This window comes from Pseudomonas sp. 22072 (assembly GCF_052046095.1).
Classification (GTDB): Bacteria; Pseudomonadota; Gammaproteobacteria; order Pseudomonadales; family Pseudomonadaceae; genus Aquipseudomonas; species Aquipseudomonas paracarnis.
Genome location: NZ_JBQEQE010000026.1, coordinates 33,022 through 55,311 on the forward strand (window position 1 = coordinate 33,022; position 22,290 = coordinate 55,311).

Genomic DNA, 22,290 nt, shown 5'->3' on the forward strand with positions numbered 1-22,290 from the left:
AAATTCGATGCGTAACAGACTGTTTTTTAGCCAGCTCGTTCATGCGCAACATTTTGTAAGGCCTAAATAGGGCCTCAACAAGACAGCCACAGTGGCCGTCCCTAGGTCGGATCAGTATCCTAGCACCTCCTCGCCCGCCGACGCTAAGACCAAGCGGGCAGCCCAACAGGTTTAAAAACGAATGAATGCTCTAGCCCGCCGCGCCGCAGGCCTGCTGTTCAGCACAGTTTGTCTGCCTCTCTCAGCTTTGGCTGCCGATCCACAACCCACCCATGAATTCACCCTCGATAACGGCCTCAAGGTGGTCGTGCGCGAAGATCATCGCGCGCCGGTGGTGGTTTCCCAGGTCTGGTACAAGGTTGGCTCAAGCTACGAAACACCGGGCCAGACCGGTTTGTCCCACGCCCTGGAACACATGATGTTCAAGGGCAGCGCCAAGGTTGGCCCCGGTGAAGCCTCGCTGATCCTGCGCGACCTGGGCGCCGAAGAAAACGCCTTCACCAGCGACGACTACACCGCGTACTACCAGGTATTGGCCCGTGATCGCCTGGGTGTGGCCTTCGAGCTGGAAGCCGACCGCATGGCCAGCCTGCGCCTGCCGGCCGACGAGTTCAGCCGTGAAATCGAAGTAATCAAGGAAGAACGCCGCCTGCGCACCGACGATAACCCCATGTCCAAAGCGTTCGAGCGCTTCAAGGCCATGGCCTTCCCCGCCAGCGGCTACCACACGCCGACCATCGGCTGGATGGCCGACCTGGACCGCATGAAGGTCGAGGAACTGCGCCACTGGTACCAATCCTGGTACGTGCCGAACAACGCCACCCTGGTGGTGGTCGGCGACGTGACCCCGGACGAGGTGAAAAACCTCGCCCAACGTTACTTCGGCCCGATCCCCAAGCGTGACGTGCCGCCGGCAAAAATCCCGATGGAACTGGCCGAGCCCGGCGAGCGCCTGCTGACCCTGCACGTGCAGACCCAACTGCCAAGCGTGTTCCTGGGCTTCAACGTGCCTGGCCTGGCCACCGCCGAAGACAAACGCTCGGTGCAGGCCCTGCGCCTGATCTCGGCGCTGCTGGACGGCGGCTACAGTGCACGGATCTCCGAGCAACTGGAGCGCGGTGAGGAACTTGTGTCCGCGGCTTCCACCAACTACGACGCCTACACCCGTGGCGACAGCCTGTTTACCCTCTCGGCCACGCCGAACCAGCAGAAGAAGAAAACCGTCGCCCAAGCCGAAGCCGGCCTGTGGCGCCTGCTCGATGAGTTGAAGGCCAAGCCGCCGACCGCTGAAGAACTGGAGCGCATCCGTGCCCAGGTGATTGCGGGCCTGGTGTACCAGCGTGATTCCATCACCAGCCAGGCCACGGCCATCGGCTCCCTGGAAACGGTCGGCCTGTCCTGGAAGCTCATGGACACCGAATTGGCCGACCTGCAAAGCGTGACGCCGGAAGATATCCAGAAAGCCGCGCGCACCTACTTCACCCGCGAACGTCTGAGCGTCGCCCATGTTTTGCCTGAGGAGACCGCTCATGAGTGATCGCAAAAACAGCCGCCTGATCCTGCCCGGCCTGATCGCCGTCACCCTGATGGCGGCCAGCGCCGTTTACTTTTTGCGCCCGAGCGAGTCGGTCGCCAGCCAGGCCCTGGACAAGGCTCAAACGGCCAGCACCCTGCAGTCCCTGGCGGAACTGGATGGCAAGGCACCGACCAACCGCAAGCTCGACGTACAAACCTGGACCACCGCCGAAGGCGCCAAGGTGCTGTTCGTCGAAGCCCACGAATTGCCGATGTTCGACATGCGCCTGCTGTTTGCCGCCGGCAGCAGCCAGGATGGCGACGTGCCAGGCCTGGCGCTGATGACCAACGCCATGCTCAACGAAGGTGTGCCGGGCAAGGATGTCAGCCAGATCGCCAGTGGTTTCGAAGGCCTGGGGGCCGACTTTGGCAACGGCGCGTACCGCGACATGGCGCTGGTGACCCTGCGCAGCCTGAGCGACAGCGCCAAGCGCGACGCCGCCCTGTCACTGTTCAACCAGGTGATCGGCCAGCCGACTTTCCCGGCAGACTCCCTGGCACGCATCAAGAACCAGATCCTGGCCGGTTTCGAGTACCAGAAACAGAACCCCGGCAAACTGGCGAGCATCGAGCTGTTCAAGCGTCTGTACGGCGACCATCCTTACGCGCATCCGAGCGAAGGCACCCCAGAAAGCGTGCCGAAAATTACCCTGGCACAGTTGCAGGCGTTCCATGCCAAAGCCTATGCGGCGGGCAATGCCGTGATTGCGGTCGTCGGCGACCTGACCCGTGCAGAAGCCGAGGCCATGACGGCCAAAGTGTCAGCCTCGCTGCCCAAAGGCCCGGCCATGGCCAAGATCGCCCAGCCGACCGAGCCAAAAGCCGGCCTGAGCCGTATCGAGTTTCCGTCCAAGCAAACCCACCTGCTGTTTGCGCAATTGGGCATCGACCGAGCCGACCCGGACTACGCAGCCTTGTCCCTGGGCAACCAGATCCTTGGCGGCGGCGGCTTCGGTACCCGTTTGATGAGCGAGGTGCGTGAAAAACGCGGCCTGACCTACGGCGTGTACTCCGGTTTCTCACCGATGCAGGTGCGCGGCCCGTTCATGATCAACCTGCAGACCCGCGCCGAAATGAGCGGCGGCACCCTGCGCCTGGTTGAGGATGTACTGGCTGATTACCTCAAGAACGGCCCAACACAAAAAGAACTGGACGACGCCAAGCGCGAACTGGCCGGCAGCTTCCCGCTGTCCACCGCCAACAACGCCGATATCGTCGGGCAGTTGGGCGCCATGGGTTTCTACAACCTGCCGCTGAGCTATCTGGAAGATTTCATGAAACAATCACAGGCCCTGACCGTCGATCAGGTCAAGGCTGCAATGAACAAACACTTGAGCGCCGACAAGATGGTCATCGTGACCGCCGGCCCGACGATTGCGCAAAAGCCACTACCGCCCCCCACTGATAAACCTGCCGAGCAGCCGCTCGGGGTTCCGGAGCATTAATGGCCAGTTCATCTCGCCCGAAAAAACCTGTCCACAACGTGCATAACGGTGTGGGCCAACTGCGCATCATTGGCGGTGAATGGGGCAGCCGCAAGCTGAGCTTCCCCGACGTCGTGGGCCTGCGCCCGACGCCCGATCGCGTGCGTGAAACCTTGTTCAACTGGCTCGCGCCGTACATAGGCGGGGCCAAAGTGCTGGACCCGTTCGCCGGCAGCGGCGCGCTGTTCCTGGAGGCGCTGTCCCGTGGCGCGGCCCAGGGCCAGGCGCTGGACGCCAGCAATGTGGCGGTGTCCAGCCTCAAGGAGCACCTGGGCACGCTGCGCTGCACCACCGGCCAGGTGCAGACGGCCGACGCGCTGCGCTACCTGGAAACCCAGGCGGCCACTGAATACGACGTAGTGTTCCTCGATCCACCGTTCAACCAGAACCTGCTGCCGACCGTCTGCACACTGCTGGAAGAACGCCAGTGGCTGGCACCGGATGCCTGGATCTACACTGAGAGCGAGACCGCGCCCTCCACGCTCGGCCTGCCAAGTGGCTGGCGCCTGCACCGGGAGCAGAAGTCCGGGCGGGTGTATTACGCGTTGTGGCATCGTTTGGTCGAAAACGCCGCCTGATCGTGTGGCTAGAGATTGCTCCCGCTGGGCTGCGAAGCGGCCCTGAAACCTGCCAAGGTGTTCCGACTGAATAAACGCAGTGTTCTTGATGGGGCCGCTACGCGGCCCAGCGCGAGCAAGCTCGCTCGCCACAGTGAGTTCACTTGCCACCGAGAGCGTCATGACCCCTTCTTGCGACCTGTTCAAACCCGCCTTCGGCCTCGGCAACCCTCACTTGCAGACACTGTGGGGGCCGCTGTGGCGGCCGACCACCCACATCGAGCGTCAGCGTGAGCGCCTGTGGCTGGAGGATGGCGACTTCCTCGATCTCGACTGGCACGGGCCTCATGACGTGCAAGCGCCTTTGGTGCTGGTGTTGCATGGGCTGACCGGTTCGTCCAATTCACCCTATGTGGCCGGCCTGCAAAAAGTCCTCGCCACCCAAGGCTGGGCCAGTGCTGCGTTGAACTGGCGCGGCTGCTCTGGCGAGCCCAACCTGCTGGCTCGCAGCTATCACTCCGGCGCCAGCGAAGACCTGGCAGCCGCGATTGCTCATCTGCGCGCCAAGCGGCCTTTGGCGCCCTTGTACGCGGTGGGTTACTCCCTGGGCGGCAACATGTTGCTCAAGCATTTGGGGGAAACCGGCGAGGCTTCAGGGCTGCAGGGCGCGGCGGCGGTGTCGGTGCCGTTTCGCCTGGATCAATGCGCGGATCGCATTGGGCTGGGGTTCTCGCGGGTGTATCAGAAGCACTTCATGCGCGAGATGCTGGCGTATATCCGCGTCAAGCAACGCCAATTCCTGCAGGACGGTCGTGAGGATGGGCTCAAAACCCTCGAGGCCCTTGGCTCCCTGGAAAAGATGCGCACGTTCTGGGACTTCGACGGGCGGGTAACCGCGCCGCTGCACGGTTTCTTGGGTGCCGAGGATTACTATCGCCGCGCTTCCAGCCGCTATTACCTGGGCGGTATCCGCACGCCGACGCTGATTATCCAGGCGGCTGATGATCCGTTTGTGTTTGCGCACAGCTTGCCTGACGCCAGTGAGCTGTCGGCCTGCACCGAGTTCGAGTTGCTGGCCAAGGGCGGGCATGTGGGGTTTGTGGAGGGTTCGCTGAAGCGCCCTGGTTACTATCTGGAGCGCCGGATCCCACAATGGCTCCAGACCCAATACGGTCAATAGTGTGGGAGCTGGCTTGCCTGCGATAGCGGTGGGCCAGCCAACGTTGAGGTGGCTGACACTCTGCTATCGCAGGCAAGCCAGCTCCCACACCTTCATGAAGTGCTCACACCTATCGTTTAGTCGCCCTTCGCAATTTCCCGGGCTGGATCGGTAATCCACTCACTCCACGACCCCGCATACAACTTGCCCAACGGGTACCCCGCCAGGCTCAACGCAAACAGGTTATGGCACGCCGTCACCCCAGACCCGCAATACGCCACCAGCTCCTGAGCCGGGCGCCCTTGCAACTGCGCGGCAAAGCGTTGCTTGAGCTGATCAGCCGGCAAGAAACGACCATCACTGCCCAGGTTTTCACTGAACGCCGCGCATTGCGCGCCAGGGATATGCCCGGCAATCGGGTCGATGGGTTCTACTTCGCCACGAAAGCGCGGCTGGGCGCGGGCGTCGATCAAGGTCAGGCCGGGTTGGCCCAGGCGTTTTTGCAGGTGTTCGGCATCCAGCAACAGACGATGATCCGGCGTACCGGCGAAGGTACCTGGCTCAACCACGGGCGCGTCCAGGCTCAGGGGGAAACCGGCGGCATGCCAGGCCTTGAGGCCACCATCCAGAATGAACACGCCATCACGCTTGCCCAGCCAGGCCAGCAACCACCAGGCACGGGCGGCGTAGGCTCCGGGGCCGTTGTCATACAGCACCACATCGGTGTCGGCACTGATACCCCAGGCCCGCAGTTGCCTGGCGAACGTGTCCGCCGCCGGCAAAGGATGACGACCGGTCACGCCCTTGGTCACCGGGCCGCTCAGGTGGCGCTCCAGGTCGGCGTATTGCGCGCCCTCGATATGCCCTTCGGCGTAACTGCACAAGCCATAGTCGGGGTCTTCCAGGGCAAAGCGGCAATCCAGGATCACCCACCCGCTCGACTGTTGGCGCTCGGCCAATTGCTGGGGGCTGATCAGTTGGGCAAGCGGCATGACTGACTCCTGTGAATACAAAGGGGAAAGGTCTTACTTCACTTCTTCCAGTGCCTGATTCAACGGCACGTAAAACTCTTTGAACAAGGCGTCCACCGCCTCTTTGGCCTGTGGCGTGACAAACCCCGCCTCCAGCACCAGCACCTGATAAACCCCACGCTTGATCGCCTCGGCGCTCAGGTGGGTGGATTTTTCATTGGTGGTACATAAAAAGCGCACCCACGAGGTGAGGATGATCCACGCATTCAGGGTCAGGGCTTCTGTTTGCACCGGGTCCATATTGAGAATGCCGGCATCGACAAAGCCCTGGTAGATCGCGCCGCCCTGAATCAGGCAACGCTGGGAAAAACGCCGGTAGCCGGTCGCCAGTTCCGGGTCGCTCTCCAGCAGGTGTTCGAGGTCGCGATGCAGGAAGCGATAACGCCACATGCCGGCCAATACGGCTTGCAGGTAAAAGCGTTTATCCTCCACCACCATCGTGCGTCCCTGGGGTGGGCGCAGGAAACTGTCTACCAACGCTTCATATTCGCGGAACAGCACGGCGATGATCGCCTGCTTGTTAGGGAAGTGGTAGTACAGGTTGCCCGGGGAAATTTCCATGTGGGCGGCAATGTGGTTGGTACTGACACTGCGCTCGCCCTGCTGGTTAAAAAGCTCCAGGCTGGTTTGCACAATGCGCTCGCTGGTCTTTACTCGTGGTGCCATAGGGGATCAGCTTCTATACACGGGATGGGGCATCTTACGGCCTAACCCGGCCAGGATAAATCTGGATGTTACTGCAATGTTATTTGACAATTTAGAGCAATGACTCTAAAAATCCAGGCAGACCAATAACAATCGGTGCCGCGCCATGTCTGCCAACGTTGCCTACCTGCAAGATTCCCAGGCGCTGGATCAACTCCAGGACCTGTTCGACGCCCAACGCCGCGCCTATGCCGCCAACCCGATGCCGCCGGCCGGGCAGCGCCAGCAATGGCTCAAGGCTCTGCGGGATCTGCTGAGCGACGAACGCCAGGCGCTGATCAATGCGATCAGCCAGGATTTCAGCCATCGCAGCGCCGACGAAACCCTGTTTGCCGAATTGATGCCTAGCCTGCATGGCATTCACTACGCGAGCAAACACCTCAAGGGCTGGATGAAACCTTCCCGCCGCGCTGTAGGCATTGCCTTCCAGCCCGCCTCAGCCAAAGTCATTTACCAGCCACTGGGCGTCGTCGGCGTCATCGTGCCGTGGAACTACCCGCTTTACCTGGCCATCGGCCCGCTGGTTGGGGCATTGGCTGCCGGTAACCGGGTGATGCTCAAGCTCAGCGAGTCCACGCCGGCCACCGGTGAACTGCTCAAGGCGTTGCTGGCCAAGATCTTCCCCGAGGACCTGGTGTGCGTCGTGCTGGGCGAAGCTGACGTGGGCATGGCGTTTTCCAAGTTGCGCTTCGATCACCTGCTGTTCACCGGCGCTACCAGCATAGGCAAGCACGTGATGCGTGCGGCGGCCGAAAACCTCACGCCGGTGACCCTGGAGCTGGGCGGCAAATCGCCAGCCATTGTCTCGGCCGACGTGCCGCTCAAGGATGCTGCCGAACGCATCGCTTTCGGCAAAGCCTTGAACGCCGGACAAACCTGCGTGGCGCCGGATTATGTGCTGGTACCGGAAGATCGCGTGGAGGGCTTTGTCGAGGCGTACTCCAAAGCCGTGCGCGGGTTTTATCCGACGCTGGCCGACAACCCGGACTACACCGCCATCATCAACGAGCGCCAACTGGCCCGGCTCAATGCCTACGCCAAGGACGCCACCGACAAAGGCGCCACCTTGATCCCGCTGTACGAGCAAGGCCAGGCGCGGCGAATGGCCCACAGCCTGCTGTTGAATGTCAGCGACGATATGACCGTTATGCAGGACGAAATCTTCGGCCCGCTCCTGCCCATCGTGCCGTATCGCGGCCTTGACCAAGCCTTTGCCTACATCAACCAGCGCCCTCGCCCACTGGCCTTGTATTACTTCGGCTACAACAAAGGCGAACAAGCGCGGGTGCTCCACGAAACCCATTCCGGCGGTGTGTGCCTGAACGACACCTTGCTGCACGTCGCCCAGGACGATATGCCGTTCGGTGGCATCGGCCCGTCAGGCATGGGCCATTACCACGGTCACGAAGGTTTCCTGACGTTCAGCAAGGCCAAGGGTGTGCTGGTCAAACAGCGCCTGAACGCGGCGAAGTTGATCTACCCGCCCTATGGCAAGTCGATCCAGAAGCTGATCCAGAAGCTGTTTATACGCTGATAACCGCCACCTTCGGGACTATAAAAACAATGAACCCCAGCCTGACTGATTCACCCGCGCTGTCACGGCGCGGCGTCTTGAAAATCGGCCTGTGTGCCAGCGCCTTCCTCGCCACCGCCGGGTTGGGCGCCAGCCTCAGTGGTTGCTCCAGCAGTACACCGGCCAGCGGCTTTGCGATGTTGCGCACCAGCGACTTGCCGTTCTTGCGGGCGGTAATCCCGGTGCTGCTAGAAGGCGCGGCCAGTGCCGAACAAGTGCTTGCAGGTATTGAGGGCACCCTGAAAAAGCTCGATTACAGCCTGCAGCACTTGTCGCCCGAGATGTTCAAGCTCACCCAGCAATTATTCGACGTACTGGGCATGGGCATTACCCGCGGCCCGCTGACCGGTATCTGGGGCAGTTGGGAAAACGCCAGCAGCGAACAGATCCGCAATTTCCTGCACCGCTGGGAAAACAGTTACCTGAACCTTTTGCGCATGGGCCAGGGCTCGCTGCTCAAACTGGTGATCATGGCCTGGTACTTCCGGCCCGAGTCCTGGGCCCATTGCGGCTACCCCGGCCCGCCCAAGATCTAGCCTGGGCAATCCCCCAAGATTGCATCTTCCGACAAGAATAAGAGAGCACACCTATGCCCGTACCCGATCTGTTCCGCGACGGCCTGGCCCGTGGCTGGAAAACCCACAATGGCGCCGCCCTGGATCACGACCTGACCCTGGAAGCGGATGTCGCCATCATCGGCAGCGGCGCCGGGGGCGGTACCACCGCCGAAATCCTCAGCGCCGCCGGCTACAAAGTGTTGCTGATCGAAGAAGGCCCGCTCAAGACCAGTAGTGATTTCAAGCTGCTGGAAGACGAAGCCTACGCCAGCCTTTACCAGGAAGGCATCGGCCGCATGAGCAAGGACGGCGCTATCACCATCCTGCAGGGCCGGGCGGTGGGCGGTACCACCTTGATCAACTGGACCTCCAGCTTTCGCACCCCTGACGCTACCCTCGCGCATTGGGCCAGCGAATATGCGGTCAAAGGCCACAGCAGCGCCGAAATGGCGCCCTGGTTCGAAAAAATGGAACAGCGCCTGGGCATCGCGCCCTGGGCGCTGCCGCCGAATGCCAACAACGATGTGATCCGCAAAGGCTGTGAAAAGCTCGGCTACAGCTGGCATGTGATCCCGCGCAATGTGCGCGGCTGCTTCAACCTGGGGTATTGCGGCATGGGCTGCCCGGTCAACGCCAAGCAGTCAATGCTGGTGACGACCATCCCGTCCACCCTGGAAAAGGGCGGCGAACTGCTTTACCTGGCCCGCGCCGAACGGCTCACATACAGCGGCGACACCATCAGCAGCCTCGAATGCGTGGCCATGGACGAACGCTGCGTAGCGCCCACAGGGCGCAAGATCAGGGTGAAAGCCAAGCACTATGTGCTGGCGGGCGGCGGCATCAACAGCCCTGCTTTGCTGATGCGCTCCGACGCGCCCGACCCACACTCGCGGCTGGGCAAGCGCACCTTCCTGCACCTGGTCAATTTCTCCGCTGGGCTGTTCGACGAGGTGATCAACCCCTTCTACGGTGCGCCGCAATCCATCTACTCCGACCATTTCCAATGGCAGGACGGCACTACCGGCAAAATGTCCTACAAACTGGAAGCACCGCCCCTGCATCCAGGCCTGGCGAGCACCCTGTTTGGTGGCTACGGCAACCAGAACGCCCTGGACATGAACCAATTACCCCACACCCACGCCATGCTCGCCCTGCTGCGCGACGGCTTTCACCCCGACAGCCCGGGCGGTACGGTGGAGTTACGCGGTGACGGCACCCCAGTGCTCGACTATCAGGTCTCGCCCTACGCCTGGGACGGCCTGCGCCGGGCCTTCCACAGCATGGCCGAGATTCAGTTCGCGGCGGGGGCCAAATCGGTCAAGCCCCTGCATCACGACGCGCGTTTTGTGAACAACTTGGCCGAAGCGCGCAGCGTGATCGACGGTCTGAACCTGGAACTGCATCGCACCACCCTGGGCAGCGCCCACGTGATGGGCGGTTGTGCCATGGGTGAAGATCCGAAAAATGCCGTCGCCGACAGCCTGGGTCGCCATCATCAGTTGCGTAACCTGTCGATCCACGATGGCTCGCTGTTCCCCACCAGCATTGGCGCCAACCCGCAATTGTCGGTGTACGGATTGACCGCGCAACTGGCGAGCGCATTGGCCGAACGTCTGAAAACGGCATGAAAAGACAGGGTATTCACGGTATCTATCTACATAAGTCGACTTGGCCCACCGGTAATGCTGCGATACCATCCGGTTCCCCAACGGACTCCGCCAGGACGACGCGATGAACCGAGTGTTGTACCCAGGTACCTTCGACCCGATTACCAAAGGCCATGGCGATCTGGTCGAACGCGCCTCTCGCCTGTTCGACCATGTGATCATCGCGGTCGCGGCCAGCCCCAAGAAAAACCCGCTGTTTCCCCTGGAACAACGTGTGGAGCTGGCGCAAGAGGTCACCAAGCACCTGCCGAATGTGGAAGTAGTGGGCTTTTCGACACTGCTGGCGCATTTCGCCAAGGAGCAGAACGCCAATGTGTTCCTGCGTGGCCTGCGTGCGGTGTCGGACTTCGAATACGAATTCCAGCTGGCCAACATGAACCGCCAATTGGCGCCGGACGTGGAAAGCCTGTTCCTCACGCCGTCGGAGCGTTATTCGTTCATTTCCTCGACGTTGGTTCGTGAAATCGCTGCTTTGGGCGGAGATATCACCAAGTTCGTGCATCCAGCTGTAGCAGACGCACTGACATTGCGCTTCAAGAAGTAAGGCTCATTGTGGCGAGGGAGCTTGCTCCCGCTGGACTGCGCAGCAGTCCCAATCCTTTCATCCCTCACCACAGAGACAGGCTCGCACTGCGGGCGTCAATGCGGCACAATTGCGCGCATTAGTTTTCAGATGCCTTGGCAGAGTGCCCTGGCAGGAGTTTCCATGTCCCTGATCATCACCGACGATTGCATCAATTGCGACGTCTGCGAACCCGAGTGCCCGAACGCCGCCATTTCCCAAGGCGAAGAGATCTACGTGATCGACCCCAACCTGTGCACCCAGTGCGTCGGCCACTACGACGAACCGCAGTGCCAGCAGGTATGCCCGGTCGACTGCATTCCTCTGGACGAGGCACACCCTGAGACTGAAGAGCAGTTGATGGAGAAGTACCGCAAGATTACCGGTAAGGCCTAAGCCTCTTCATTGCCCGTAAAGGCCTCATCGCAGGCAAGTCAGCTCCCACACTTGGATATGTGAATACATTCAAATGTGGGAGCTGGCTTGCCTGCGATAGCAATCTCAGCCCTCACCCAACCATCAGCTCTGACACCTAGGGCAAAACACACTCGCCCGCTGCCCCAGCACCACATTGCGCAGCTCAGTGCCGCAGACCTTGCACGCCTCGCCGCCCCGGCCATACACGAACAGTTCCTGCTGGAAATACCCCGGCTGCCCATCGCCGCCGATAAAGTCCCGCAACGTGGTACCGCCCCGCTCGATGGCAGCGGCCAGCACCCGCTTGATCTCAATCGCCAGCTTCAAATAACGCCCGCGTGAAATTCCCCCGGCGGCGCGGCGCGGGTCAATCCCCGCTGCAAACAGCGCCTCTGTCGCATAGATGTTACCCACGCCTACCACCACCGCGTTGTCCATGATGAACGGCTTCACCGCCATCGACTTGCCGCGAGACAGCTGGAACAAACGCTCGCCATCAAACAGGTCGGTCAACGGCTCCGGCCCCAGCCGCATCAGCAACTCATGGTTGTGCGGGTCGAGGCTCCAGAGCATCGCACCGAAGCGCCGCGGGTCGGTGTAGCGCAAGGCCATCCCCGACTCCAGCTCGATATCCACATGTTCATGCTTGGCCGCCGGCATACCGACCTCAACCAGACGCAGGTTGCCCGACATGCCCAAGTGACTGATCAAGGTGCCCACTTCGGCATTGATCAACAGGTACTTGGCACGCCGTTCCACCAGCACGATGCGCTGGCCCGACAGGCGCACATCCAGGTCTTCCGGAATTGGCCAGCGCAGGCGCCGCTCACGCACTACCACGCGGCTGACGCGCTGGCCTTCCAGGTGCGGGGCAATGCCGCGTCGGGTGGTTTCGACTTCTGGTAACTCGGGCATGTGTACCTCTTGAATGACGGGTCAGTGCGCGCCCAGTTCGCGGATCGACAACTTCAGGCTCTCGAAGTCGTAGTCCGACAGGCCCACGTAATCCAGCACCAGGTGGCCGATGGCATTCCACTCATGGTCCACCGCCTGGTTACCCAGTACGCGGTAAGACGAACAGATATGCTCGGCCATCTTCAAAATGGCCAGCAGGTTCTTGAGCTGCGGGTTGCGCGTCGTCTCATCGCTGAAAATCACCAGGGCGTTATGGTGATTGGCGATGGCGTCGGTGACATGCTCCGGCAGGCGCCAGGACTTGGCGGTGTAGTAGCCGACTACCGCATGGTTGGTGTGGAACGCATTGTTCTCGGTATCGACCACGCGGCAATCCGGGCCGGCGTTGGCGTAAGCCTGTTCCAGTACGGACATGTAGTTGGGGAAGCGCTTGAGCATCAACGGCACGCCGCAATCGTGGAACAGGCCCAGGGCATAGGCTTCGTCGACGGTTTGCGAGCCGGTGCGCTTGGCCAGTGTGAGGCAGGTCATGGCCACATCCTGGGCAGTGTCCCAGAAGCGGTTGAGGGTGACGATAGTGTCGTCGCACATCTCGCCCTTGATTGACTGCGCGTTGATCAAATTGATGATCGAACGGCTGCCCAGCAGGTTCACCGCACGCTGGATCGAAGCGATCTTATTGCTCAGGCCGTAATACGGCGAATTGACGATCTTCAGCAGTGCACCGGACAAGCCCGGGTCTTGGGAGATCAACCTTGCAATCACTTCCAGGTCCGGGTCGGGCATGTACTGCTCCATCTGCAAATCCACCATGATTTGCGGTTGGGGCGGCACGCTGATGCCTTGCAGGGCCTGTTGGATCTGCTCGGGGGAAAGCTCTTGGGACATAAGTACACACTCTGGGCTAGGCGCGAATTCTACCCCTTATGCAGACGTGGCCGACACCCAAAAACCCAACTGAAACCCGATCAAATGTGGGAGCTGGCTTGCCTGGATAGCCTCACCACCGTACGTCTGATACACCGCGCCGCCCATATCGCAGGCAAGCCAGCTCCCACATGAAAGAGTGCGCAAAGGGTATACTCCCGCTCTTTTTTCCGGAGCGACGTCATGTCCCTGCCAAGCCTGCGTCTCAAAGCCAACGCCGATCGTCGTTTGCGCAACGGCCACCTGTGGGTCTACAGCAACGAAATCGACGTGGCCGCCACCCCACTCCACGGCTTCCAGGCAGGCGACCAGGCTATCCTGGAAGCGGCCGGCGGCAAGACCCTGGGCATCGTGGCCATGAGCCCGAACAACCTGATCTGTGCCCGCCTGCTGTCGCGCGACATCAAGTTGCCGCTGGACAAGTCGCTGCTGGTGCACCGCCTCAACGTCGCTCTGTCCCTGCGTGACCGCCTGTTCGACAAGCCCTTCTACCGCCTGGTCTACGGTGATTCCGACCTGCTGCCGGGCCTGGTGGTCGACCGTTTCGGCGACATCCTGGTGGTACAGATCGCCTCGGCGACCATGGAAGCCCATAAAGAAGACGTGATCGCCGCGCTGACCCAAGTGCTCAAGCCCAGCGGCATCCTGTTCAAGAACGACTCCGCCGCACGTGACGCCGAAGGCCTCAACCGCTACGTCGAAACCGTGTTCGGCCTGGTGCCGGAGTGGGTGGCGCTGGAAGAGAACGGCGTCAAGTTCGAAGCCCCGGTGATCCAGGGCCAGAAAACCGGCTGGTTCTACGACCACCGCATGAACCGCGCCCGCCTGGCCCCGTATGCCAAGGGCAAGCGAGTACTGGACCTGTACAGCTACATCGGCGGCTGGGGCGTGCAGGCTGCAGCCTTCGGCGCCAGTGAAGTGTTCTGCGTCGACGCTTCGGCCTTCGCCCTCGACGGCGTAGAGCGCAACGCCGCGCTGAACGGTTTTGCCGAGAAGATGACCTGTATCGAAGGCGACGTCTTTGAAGCGCTTAAAGAACTGAAAGCCAGCGAAGAACGCTTCGACGTGATCGTCGCCGACCCACCGGCCTTCATCAAGCGCAAAAAAGACATGAAAAACGGCGAAGGCGCCTACCGCCGCCTCAACGAGCAAGCCATGCGCCTGCTCAGCAAGGACGGCATCCTGGTCAGCGCGTCGTGCTCGATGCACCTGCCGGAAGACGATCTGCAGAACATCCTGCTGACCAGCGCCCGCCACCTGGACCGCAATATCCAGATGCTCGAACGCGGCGGCCAGGGCCCGGACCACCCGGTGCACCCGGCGATTGCCGAGACGCGCTATATCAAGAGCATTACGTGCCGGTTGCTACCCAATAGCTGATGCTGTTCCCCTGTAGGGACTTGCGGGTTCCTACAGGTTTTCAGGAAATGTCGTACTGCCCCAGGCTTTGACTTTCCGTAGCGCAGACTCGATCCTCGCCCCTCTCATGGAACCGAGGCTCGCGCATGTCGAAGGCAATTACACAGGCTGAAAAACCGCTCTTGGTTTTCTGGCTGATGACCATGACTTTGCTGGGCGTCTTCCCCCTTGACGTCGTACTGCCCTCCTTTCCCGCCCTGGCTGAACACTTCCATACCTCGACCACCCATATCGCTCGATCCGTCAGCCTGTTCGCCATTGGATTTTCCTGCTCAATGCTGCTGATCGGCCCGCTGTCCGACAGAATCGGTCGCAAGAAGCTACTCCTGGCCAGTATGGTAGTAGCCATCCTGGGTGCAGTCGGGTGTCTGGCCGCCAGAAACACGCCCCAATTCCTGTTCTTCCGAGTCATTCAGGCCATAGGCTGCGGTGGTTTCATACTGTCCCAAGCGCTGGTGCAGGACCTTTTTTTCGGCAGGGAACAGGAGCGGTTGCGCATAGCAATGGCCACGGCCGGAGGCATTTTCATCTCGATTTCCCCAGTGCTGGGCGCATGGCTGCAATTGCACTGGGGATGGAAAGCCAGCTTCTACGCGTTTATCGCCCTCTGTGCCGCAACGTGGATTATGGCTCACCGATTACTGCATGGCGGCTTCCCTCCAACCGCGCCAGGCGAGCGGGGTATTTTCAGGGCCTACGCCAAGGTTTTCGCCAACAGACATTTCGCCAGCTACGCCACGATCTCCGCGATCACCTTCGCCTGTCATTTCTCATTCATCGTTGTGTCACCGCTCATTTTCATGGACCAGTTAAAGCTGTCACCCCATGAGTACTCATTGACCTTGCTTCTCTACGGCGCCGCCTACGTAGTGGGTGGCCTCTGTGCAGGCGTCCTGCACAAACGGCTGGCGGCGGCTACCCAGATGGCAGTCGGGCTGGTTCTGATCGCTATCTCTGGCGTGGTCATGCTGCTGTTGGCCTACCTGTTCGGCTTATCAACCCCGACAGTGTTGGTGCCCATGCTGCTCTGCACGGCGGGCACCACCATCACCCGGCCCATTTCCAACTCCAAGGCCATGAGCCTGTTTCCAGACAATGCGGGAGCCGCGGCTTCCGCCGTTGCGGCAGTGCTGTTCATTGCTGGCGGCTGTATCAGTGCGTTTATCAGCACCTTTACCCACCAGTTGAGTACTGCGCTTGGCTTGTGTTTTCTGATCCTGAGCCTCGCCGCCCTTGCGTTGAACTCATGGGCAAGGCGCCACCCGCACGTCCTGTAGCGGCTAACTTCAAGGTTGCGCCCATTCCCTCCAGCCGCCAGCGGTGTAGAATCGGCCCTATTCATCGCCAGTCATCCCCCGGCGGGTTTATGAGCTCGAGGCCCAAGCACGCGGCGATCCCGCGACGCGAGTGGCAACTTCCGGACACACGGCCATTTTCTGAGTGTTCCAGTCGTCAATTAGAAGCTCACTCCCCTTTAGTACTTGATTAGCCGCCCGGAGTGCTCCAATGCCTGATTACCGCTCGAAAACATCCACCCACGGCCGCAACATGGCCGGTGCGCGCGCGCTGTGGCGTGCCACGGGGATGAAAGATGACGACTTCAAAAAGCCGATCATCGCGATTGCCAACTCGTTCACCCAGTTCGTGCCTGGCCATGTCCACCTCAAGGACCTGGGCCAACTGGTCGCCCGCGAGATCGAACGCGCCGGTGGCGTGGCAAAGGAATTCAACACCATTGCCGTGGATGACGGCATCGCCATGGGTCATGACGGCATGCTGTATTCCCTGCCGAGCCGCGAGATCATCGCCGACTCCGTGGAGTACATGGTCAACGCCCACTGCGCCGACGCCATCGTGTGCATTTCCAACTGCGACAAGATCACCCCCGGCATGTTGATGGCTGCATTGCGCCTGAACATCCCGGTGATCTTCGTCTCCGGCGGGCCGATGGAAGCCGGCAAGACCAAACTCGCCTCCCACGGCCTCGACCTGGTCGACGCCATGGTGATCGCCGCCGATTCCAGCGCTTCTGACGAGAAGGTCGCGGAATACGAGCGCAGCGCCTGCCCGACCTGCGGTTCGTGCTCCGGCATGTTCACCGCCAACTCGATGAACTGCCTGGTGGAAGCCTTGGGTCTCGCCTTGCCGGGCAACGGTTCCACACTGGCCACTCACAGCGACCGCGAGCAGTTGTTCCTGCAGGCCGGCCGCACCATCGTCGAGCTGTGCAAGCGTTACTACGGCGAGAACGATGAGTCGGTGTTGCCGCGCAATATCGCCAACTTCAAGGCGTTCGAAAACGCCATGACCCTGGACATCGCCATGGGCGGTTCCACCAACACCATCCTGCACCTGCTGGCCGCGGCCCAGGAAGCCGAGATCGACTTCGACCTGCGCGACATCGACCGCCTGTCCCGTCACGTGCCGCAACTGTGCAAAGTCGCGCCGAACATCCAGAAGTACCACATGGAAGACGTGCACCGCGCCGGCGGGATCTTCTCGATCCTCGGCTCCCTGGCCCGTGGCGGCCTGCTGCACACCGACCTGCCAACCGTGCACAGCAAGTCCATCGCCGAAGGCATCGCCAAGTGGGACATCACCCAGACCGACGACGAAGCCGTGCACACCTTCTTCAAGGCCGGCCCGGCCGGTATTCCGACGCAGACGGCGTTCAGCCAGTCGACCCGTTGGGACACCCTGGATGACGACCGTGAAAACGGCTGCATCCGCAGTGTCGAGCACGCCTACTCTCAAGAAGGCGGCCTGGCCGTGCTGTACGGCAACATCGCCCTCGACGGCTGTGTGGTCAAAACGGCAGGTGTGGATGAGTCCATCCACGTCTTCGAAGGCCGCGCCAAGATCTACGAAAGCCAGGACAGCTCGGTACGCGGCATCCTCGCGGACGAAGTCAAGGAAGGCGATATCGTGATCATCCGCTACGAAGGCCCCAAAGGCGGCCCGGGTATGCAGGAGATGCTTTACCCCACGTCCTACCTGAAATCCAAAGGCCTGGGCAAAGCCTGCGCCCTGCTGACCGACGGCCGTTTCTCCGGCGGCACGTCAGGCCTGTCCATCGGCCACGCTTCGCCGGAAGCCGCTGCCGGTGGCGCGATTGGCCTGGTGCAGGATGGCGACAAGGTGCTGATCGACATCCCGAACCGCTCGATCAACCTGTTGATCAGCGATGAAGAACTGGCAGCACGCCGCGTTGAGCAGGACAAGAAAGGCTGGAAGCCAGTGGAGAAGCGCCCGCGCAAAGTCACCACCGCGTTGAAGGCCTACGCGTTGTTGGCCACCAGCGCCGACAAAGGTGCGGTACGCAACAAAGCCATGCTCGACGGCCTGTAAGCCCCGCGCATAAAAAAGCCCCGCCAGGTGCGGGGCATTTTTTTGCCTGGAAATCCCATATGGGACGGGGCTTACCCCTAATGCCAGTGTAGGAGCGAGCTTGCTCGCGAAAAGCGTCAACGATAACGCGTACTTACTGAATAAACGCGGTGCCTTTGAGTTTTTCGCGAGCAAGCTCGCTCCTACAGCAATGATGCGTCAAGCTTTAGAACTGTGGGGTATAGGTCATGGTGAACATCACATTCCGTGGGTCCCCGTAGTAGTTGCTGCCCCAGTTCGCGTTGTAGGCCGGGATGTAATACTTCTTGTCGAACATGTTGTTCAGGTTTGCCGCCACGGTGAATTCCTGGTTGATCTTGTAGGCCACCCGCGAATCCCACAATGCATTGCCCGGCACGCTGAACGTACGGTCATAGGCTTCGGTGCTGCTTTGCGCGGTCACACCGGCACCCACGCTCCAATGTTGCCAATCGCCCGGCAACTGGTAATCACCCCAGACCTTGAGCAAGCGCTTGGGGGTCCAAGTGCTGAAAATCTTGCCTTGGTAGGTGTCGTCCTTGAGGAATTCAGTGGTGTTGTAGGTGTAGCTAGAGGCCAGCTGCAGGCCTGGCAGCACCTCACCACTGAGTGTGGCTTCAAAGCCTTGGCTGCGGACCTTGCCAGAGGCGACCGAGCAGTACCAACCATTGCAGTTCATTGGCCCTTGCAGGTCCTGCACGCTACGGTTTTCCTGATCGTAACGGAAGATCGCAAACGAGGTATTGAGGCGCCCGTCAGCCAGCTCTCCCTTGATGCCCAACTCGTAGTTTTTGCCCTCGATAGGCTTGAGCAGGGAGCCGGAGGTGGTCAGGTTGGTTTGCGGCTCAAAGGCATCGGCATAGCTGGCGTAGGCCGACCACTGCTCGTTGAGCGCATAGACCAGGCCGGCGTAGGGCGTAACCTTGCCATTGGACTGGGTGGTATTGTCCTGCGGGGCACCATATGTGCCTTTGAAACCACTCTGGCCAATGTAGGAATAGTCATACCAACTGGTACGCGCACCGACGATCAACGTCAGCGGGTCCAGGACTTTCACACGCCAGGTGCCATAGATGCCTTTCTGGCGAATGTCATACCAGCTCTTCGAGGCGGCACCCTCCTGGAACAATTGGTATTTGTCGCGCTGTGGGCGGTTGTGGTCGATGTTGAAGATATCCGCGCCGGGGTTTGAAGCCCGTGCCCACTGGTCGTCGGTGGTGAGCTTGGAATAGTTGGCGCCCAGCACCACTTCCTGCTGGAAGCCCAGCCCCTCAAACTTGCCGTTTACATACACATCCGCGCCGCGGCTCTTGGTATTGAAGTCGGTGATCCAATCTACATAGGGCACAGTGCCACCGCCGACGGGTACCGTGTCCCACGTCGCCTGGTAGGTTGCGTCGTTGTGCTCATCCATGGCTACCAGTGCGGCTTTCACTTTCCAGTTATCGTTGAAGCGGTGCTCGATGTCGGCAAACACCTGAGTCTGATTGTTGACGCTGCGGTTCCAACTGGCGCCGACAAATGTCGAACGCGGCAGACCGATATCACTGCCGTCGGCATAACGGGGCAACGACATGAAGTTGGGGCGCGAATGGCCCTTCTGGTTACTGATGCCCAGGCCGACGGTGGTGTCGGGAGTGAAATCGTAGTCGACGGCGCCATAAACCGTCTGGTTCCAGCCGCCCGCATAGTCGACGAAGGAGTCGGTGGTGTCGTAATCCGCCACGAAGCGTCCGCGCAAGGTGCCTTCGGCGTTCAGCGGGCCACCGACATCGACCTGAGTGCCGTAGTGGTCCCATGAGCCAGCCTTGGCGGTAATGGTCGCCGTCGGCGCTTGCTGCCCGCGCTTGCGCACCAGGTTCATGGTGCCGCCGGGGCTGTTGGCACCTTGCAGCAAGGCGGCCGGGCCGCGCAGCGTCTCGACGCGGTCGTAAATGGCCATGTTTTCGGTGAGATAGCTGCCCAAGGTGTAAGTGTTACGTGGAATCCCCACACCGTCGTATTGCAGGGTGCCAACCTCGAAGCCACGGGAGAAGATGAACATACCGGAGCCGGGAGACTTGGTCGCTGTCAGGCCGGGCGTGCGCTTGACCACTTCAGAGAGCTTGGTGGTGTTCTGATCATCCATCTGCTTGCGGGTCATGACGCTGACCGACTGCGGGATGTCCTTGAGTTTTTGCTCGCCCTTGCCCAGGGTCACGGCCCCCGTGGTGTACGAGCCCGTGCCTTCGGTGGTGACGCCCAGGCGTTCGGCCGTGATGGTGGTGGCGCCCACTTCCAGGGCAGAACCTGGTACCACACGTTTTTCCAGGGTGACGGTATCGGCATTGATAAACGCCGCGCTCAGTCCCGTGCCGCCGAGCAGTTGCCCCAAGGCTTCACGCTGCCCCAGGTTGCCCTTCACACCCGGCGATATCACCCCCTGGGTCAACTCCCCATTCACTAGCACCTGAACCCGCGTCACCGCCGAGAACGCCGCCAGCGCAGCGTCCAGGCCCTGCCCGGGAATATCGAAGCGGTAGGTCTGGGCCTGCTTGGCCTCAGCGGCCTGCAGGTACGACGGCGCGATACAGCTGGCCAAGGAAATGGCCAAGGCCAGCAAGGGCCGTGTGGCGAATCGGTGTGCCATGAATGGTGCTCCCCGGTACAAAAGTCTGTGATCGGCGCCGCACTACTTGAGAGTGCTTACTATTTACGCCTCAGTGATCAAGGACGATGGCTTGCGGGGAAACCCTGAAAATATTTTGAGAAATTGCCGTCAGGACGCATTGCCTTCACGCAACACCAGCAAATACGGGGTGTAGTGCTCGGCACGCAGGTTGAGGGTGTATTCCAACGCCTTGAGCACGGCATCGGGCTTGTCGATTTCGAACACGCCGGACACTACCCGACTGCGCAACGCATCACCGAGCACCAGCGTCTTGCCGGGCCAGTAACGGTTCAGTTCAGAGACCACCACCGACAAAGGTTGCTGACGGAACACCAGTTGCCGCTGACGCCAGGCAAAGCCGCTGGCCGGGTCGAAACCGTGGACGTGTGCAAGGTGCCGGCTCTGATACTCCACGGCCCGCCCCGGTTCCAGATAGACCGGCGTGCCGCTCCCTGCACTGACTTCAACCTTGCCCTGCGCCACCTGCACACGCGTCTGGTCATCACGCCGCGCCACACTGAACTGGGTGCCGACCACTCGCACCCAGCCGTCGCCCGACTGCACCACGAAGGGCCGTGCGGGGTCCTTGGTCACATCGAAGAAACCTTCGCCACGCAGCAAACGAATCTGCCGCTCACCCGCAGTCATGCGGATTTGCACCGCACTGTCGGTGTTGAGTTGAAGGTGGGAACCATCGGCCAGTTCAATGCTGCGCGACTCGCCAGTGCCGGTGGCGTAGTCGGCGCGCAAGCGGTCAAGCCAGGGAGTGTTCTGCACGGTCAGGCCCACGGCCAGCAACACGGCAGCCGCATACGCCCAGCGCCGCAGCGGTTTACGCCAGGTGGCCTGCTCGGCACGGCGAATGACGCGCGCCGGCTCACGCAGGCCACCGAGCATCGCCTGCACTTCCTGCCAGGCATCATCCTGCGCCTGGCCCTGACCGAGCCACGCAGCAAAGGCGTCCATTTCAGCCGGGGTCAAGTCCTCGGCGTGCAGGCGGAAATACCAGCCGGACGCCTCTTCGAACAACACATCAGCAGTAGGCAGGGCAGTCATGACCGACGTCCTTGTGCATCGCAGGCTAGGCGCGTCTTGATGTACCCACGGCATTCAATCAAGGCGCGACGCAATTGGTATTCCACACTGCGCGGGCTGATCGACAGGCGTTCGCCAATCTCGCGGTAGGAAAGCTCGTCGACATGATAGAGCAGGAAGATCTGCCGAGTCGCCTCGGGCAGGCCCAGGATCGCATCCTGCATCAGTTGCTCCTGCTGATAGGCGGCCAGTTGTTCGTCGGCACCGGGGTTGCTGCAGGGCAGTTCTTCGCTCGGTGCGCCGGCATCCAGACGCTCGCGGCGGATAGCCTGGCGCTGGTGGTCGCGCACCAGGTTGCTGGCAATGGTGAAGAGGAACGCGGGTAGGTTATCGATCTTCTCGCCGGACTCCAGGCGCGCCAGGCGCAGGAAGGATTCCTGGGTCAGGTCGGCAGCCACCTGGGCGCTGCCGGTGCGGCGCGTGACGAAGGCTTCGAGGGCTTTCTTCTGCTCCGCGAACAGGCGCGCGATCTGCGTATTCCAGGAGGACACAGCACTACCTTGAGAAGAACGGACGGTTCAGGGAGTGCGCACGCTAGCAAAGAATGAGATTAGTTCGCAATTGATATCTATTTTGCCTTTGAGTCTGCGGTGTTCTTAAGACCGCCTTCGCGGGCAAGCCCGCTCCCACA

The 22,290-nt window shown here is 61.1% G+C and carries 19 protein-coding genes; 12 read left to right on the forward strand and 7 right to left on the reverse strand.

Going from position 1 to position 22,290, the window contains the following annotated elements; all coding sequences use genetic code 11:
- Positions 1–181: 181 nt before the first annotated feature.
- From ACTJLA_RS22230 to ACTJLA_RS22245, 4 genes are all read left to right on the forward strand, one after another.
- Positions 182–1,537: a M16 family metallopeptidase gene (locus ACTJLA_RS22230; RefSeq protein WP_003195117.1), complete on the forward strand. Its 1,356-nt coding sequence runs from the start codon at positions 182–184 to the stop codon at positions 1,535–1,537.
- The gene (locus ACTJLA_RS22235; protein ID WP_440842134.1) at positions 1,530–3,020 is read left to right on the forward strand and encodes a M16 family metallopeptidase; all 1,491 of its coding nucleotides are present in this window, start codon (positions 1,530–1,532) and stop codon (positions 3,018–3,020) included. The genes ACTJLA_RS22230 and ACTJLA_RS22235 overlap by 8 nt, the downstream gene beginning before the upstream one ends.
- Positions 3,020–3,637, forward strand: coding sequence for a 16S rRNA (guanine(966)-N(2))-methyltransferase RsmD (rsmD, locus tag ACTJLA_RS22240; RefSeq protein ID WP_034128953.1), 618 nt, complete (start codon positions 3,020–3,022; stop codon positions 3,635–3,637). The genes ACTJLA_RS22235 and rsmD overlap by 1 nt, the downstream gene beginning before the upstream one ends.
- A gap of 160 nt (positions 3,638–3,797) precedes the next feature.
- Entirely contained in the window at positions 3,798–4,796 is a 999-nt protein-coding gene (locus ACTJLA_RS22245; RefSeq protein ID WP_314548852.1) for a hydrolase, read from the forward strand.
- A 116-nt stretch (positions 4,797–4,912) separates the two neighbouring features.
- Here the strand turns inward: ACTJLA_RS22245 and ACTJLA_RS22250 are convergent, their stop codons facing one another.
- Positions 4,913–5,767, reverse strand: a complete 855-nt coding sequence (locus tag ACTJLA_RS22250; RefSeq protein ID WP_440842137.1) for a sulfurtransferase — start codon at positions 5,765–5,767, stop codon at positions 4,913–4,915.
- 33 nt (positions 5,768–5,800) lie between these two features.
- Positions 5,801–6,472, reverse strand: coding sequence for a TetR/AcrR family transcriptional regulator (locus ACTJLA_RS22255; protein ID WP_005792294.1), 672 nt, complete (start codon positions 6,470–6,472; stop codon positions 5,801–5,803).
- 145 nt (positions 6,473–6,617) lie between these two features.
- Here ACTJLA_RS22255 and ACTJLA_RS22260 point away from each other — a divergent pair, with 145 nt between their 5' ends.
- The 5 genes from ACTJLA_RS22260 to ACTJLA_RS22280 all read left to right on the forward strand — a co-directional run bounded on the left by ACTJLA_RS22260 (position 6,618) and on the right by ACTJLA_RS22280 (position 11,266).
- The gene (locus ACTJLA_RS22260; RefSeq protein WP_197881949.1) at positions 6,618–8,045 is read left to right on the forward strand and encodes a coniferyl aldehyde dehydrogenase; all 1,428 of its coding nucleotides are present in this window, start codon (positions 6,618–6,620) and stop codon (positions 8,043–8,045) included.
- A gap of 29 nt (positions 8,046–8,074) precedes the next feature.
- On the forward strand, positions 8,075–8,620 hold the full coding sequence (locus tag ACTJLA_RS22265) for a hypothetical protein (protein ID WP_020301931.1): 546 nt from the start codon (positions 8,075–8,077) through the stop codon (positions 8,618–8,620).
- Positions 8,621–8,673: 53 nt separating this feature from the next.
- Positions 8,674–10,269 carry a GMC family oxidoreductase gene (locus ACTJLA_RS22270; RefSeq protein ID WP_057976454.1) on the forward strand — a complete coding sequence of 532 codons (1,596 nt, stop codon included), beginning with the start codon at positions 8,674–8,676 and terminating at the stop codon, positions 10,267–10,269.
- 103 nt (positions 10,270–10,372) lie between these two features.
- On the forward strand, positions 10,373–10,852 hold the full coding sequence (gene coaD, locus ACTJLA_RS22275; protein ID WP_003195136.1) for a pantetheine-phosphate adenylyltransferase: 480 nt from the start codon (positions 10,373–10,375) through the stop codon (positions 10,850–10,852).
- Between the two features lie 162 nt (positions 10,853–11,014).
- Positions 11,015–11,266 carry a YfhL family 4Fe-4S dicluster ferredoxin gene (locus ACTJLA_RS22280; protein ID WP_003195146.1) on the forward strand — a complete coding sequence of 84 codons (252 nt, stop codon included), beginning with the start codon at positions 11,015–11,017 and terminating at the stop codon, positions 11,264–11,266.
- Between the two features lie 123 nt (positions 11,267–11,389).
- Here the strand turns inward: ACTJLA_RS22280 and mutM are convergent, their stop codons facing one another.
- Together mutM and ACTJLA_RS22290 are read right to left on the reverse strand one after the other, a co-directional pair.
- Positions 11,390–12,202, reverse strand: a complete 813-nt coding sequence (mutM, locus tag ACTJLA_RS22285) for a bifunctional DNA-formamidopyrimidine glycosylase/DNA-(apurinic or apyrimidinic site) lyase (protein ID WP_003195148.1) — start codon at positions 12,200–12,202, stop codon at positions 11,390–11,392.
- A gap of 21 nt (positions 12,203–12,223) precedes the next feature.
- Positions 12,224–13,036 carry an HDOD domain-containing protein gene (locus ACTJLA_RS22290; RefSeq protein WP_169918786.1) on the reverse strand — a complete coding sequence of 271 codons (813 nt, stop codon included), beginning with the start codon at positions 13,034–13,036 and terminating at the stop codon, positions 12,224–12,226.
- Between the two features lie 276 nt (positions 13,037–13,312).
- Between ACTJLA_RS22290 and ACTJLA_RS22295 the strand changes: the two genes are divergently transcribed.
- From ACTJLA_RS22295 to ilvD, 3 genes are all read left to right on the forward strand, one after another.
- Complete coding sequence (locus ACTJLA_RS22295; protein ID WP_003195152.1) at positions 13,313–14,509, forward strand: class I SAM-dependent rRNA methyltransferase; 1,197 nt, start codon at positions 13,313–13,315, stop codon at positions 14,507–14,509.
- A gap of 125 nt (positions 14,510–14,634) precedes the next feature.
- Positions 14,635–15,825, forward strand: a complete 1,191-nt coding sequence (locus tag ACTJLA_RS22300) for an MFS transporter (RefSeq protein ID WP_314548807.1) — start codon at positions 14,635–14,637, stop codon at positions 15,823–15,825.
- 229 nt (positions 15,826–16,054) lie between these two features.
- Entirely contained in the window at positions 16,055–17,896 is a 1,842-nt protein-coding gene (gene ilvD, locus ACTJLA_RS22305; RefSeq protein ID WP_003195159.1) for a dihydroxy-acid dehydratase, read from the forward strand.
- A gap of 205 nt (positions 17,897–18,101) precedes the next feature.
- Here the strand turns inward: ilvD and ACTJLA_RS22310 are convergent, their stop codons facing one another.
- From ACTJLA_RS22310 to ACTJLA_RS22320, 3 genes are all read right to left on the reverse strand, one after another.
- A complete protein-coding gene (locus ACTJLA_RS22310; protein ID WP_089041484.1) occupies positions 18,102–20,543 on the reverse strand; it encodes a TonB-dependent siderophore receptor in 2,442 nt (813 codons plus the stop codon).
- 129 nt (positions 20,544–20,672) lie between these two features.
- Positions 20,673–21,620, reverse strand: coding sequence for a FecR family protein (locus tag ACTJLA_RS22315; RefSeq protein WP_054917027.1), 948 nt, complete (start codon positions 21,618–21,620; stop codon positions 20,673–20,675).
- Positions 21,617–22,150, reverse strand: a complete 534-nt coding sequence (locus ACTJLA_RS22320) for an RNA polymerase sigma factor (protein ID WP_034128963.1) — start codon at positions 22,148–22,150, stop codon at positions 21,617–21,619. The genes ACTJLA_RS22315 and ACTJLA_RS22320 overlap by 4 nt, the downstream gene beginning before the upstream one ends.
- Positions 22,151–22,290 lie beyond the last annotated feature (140 nt).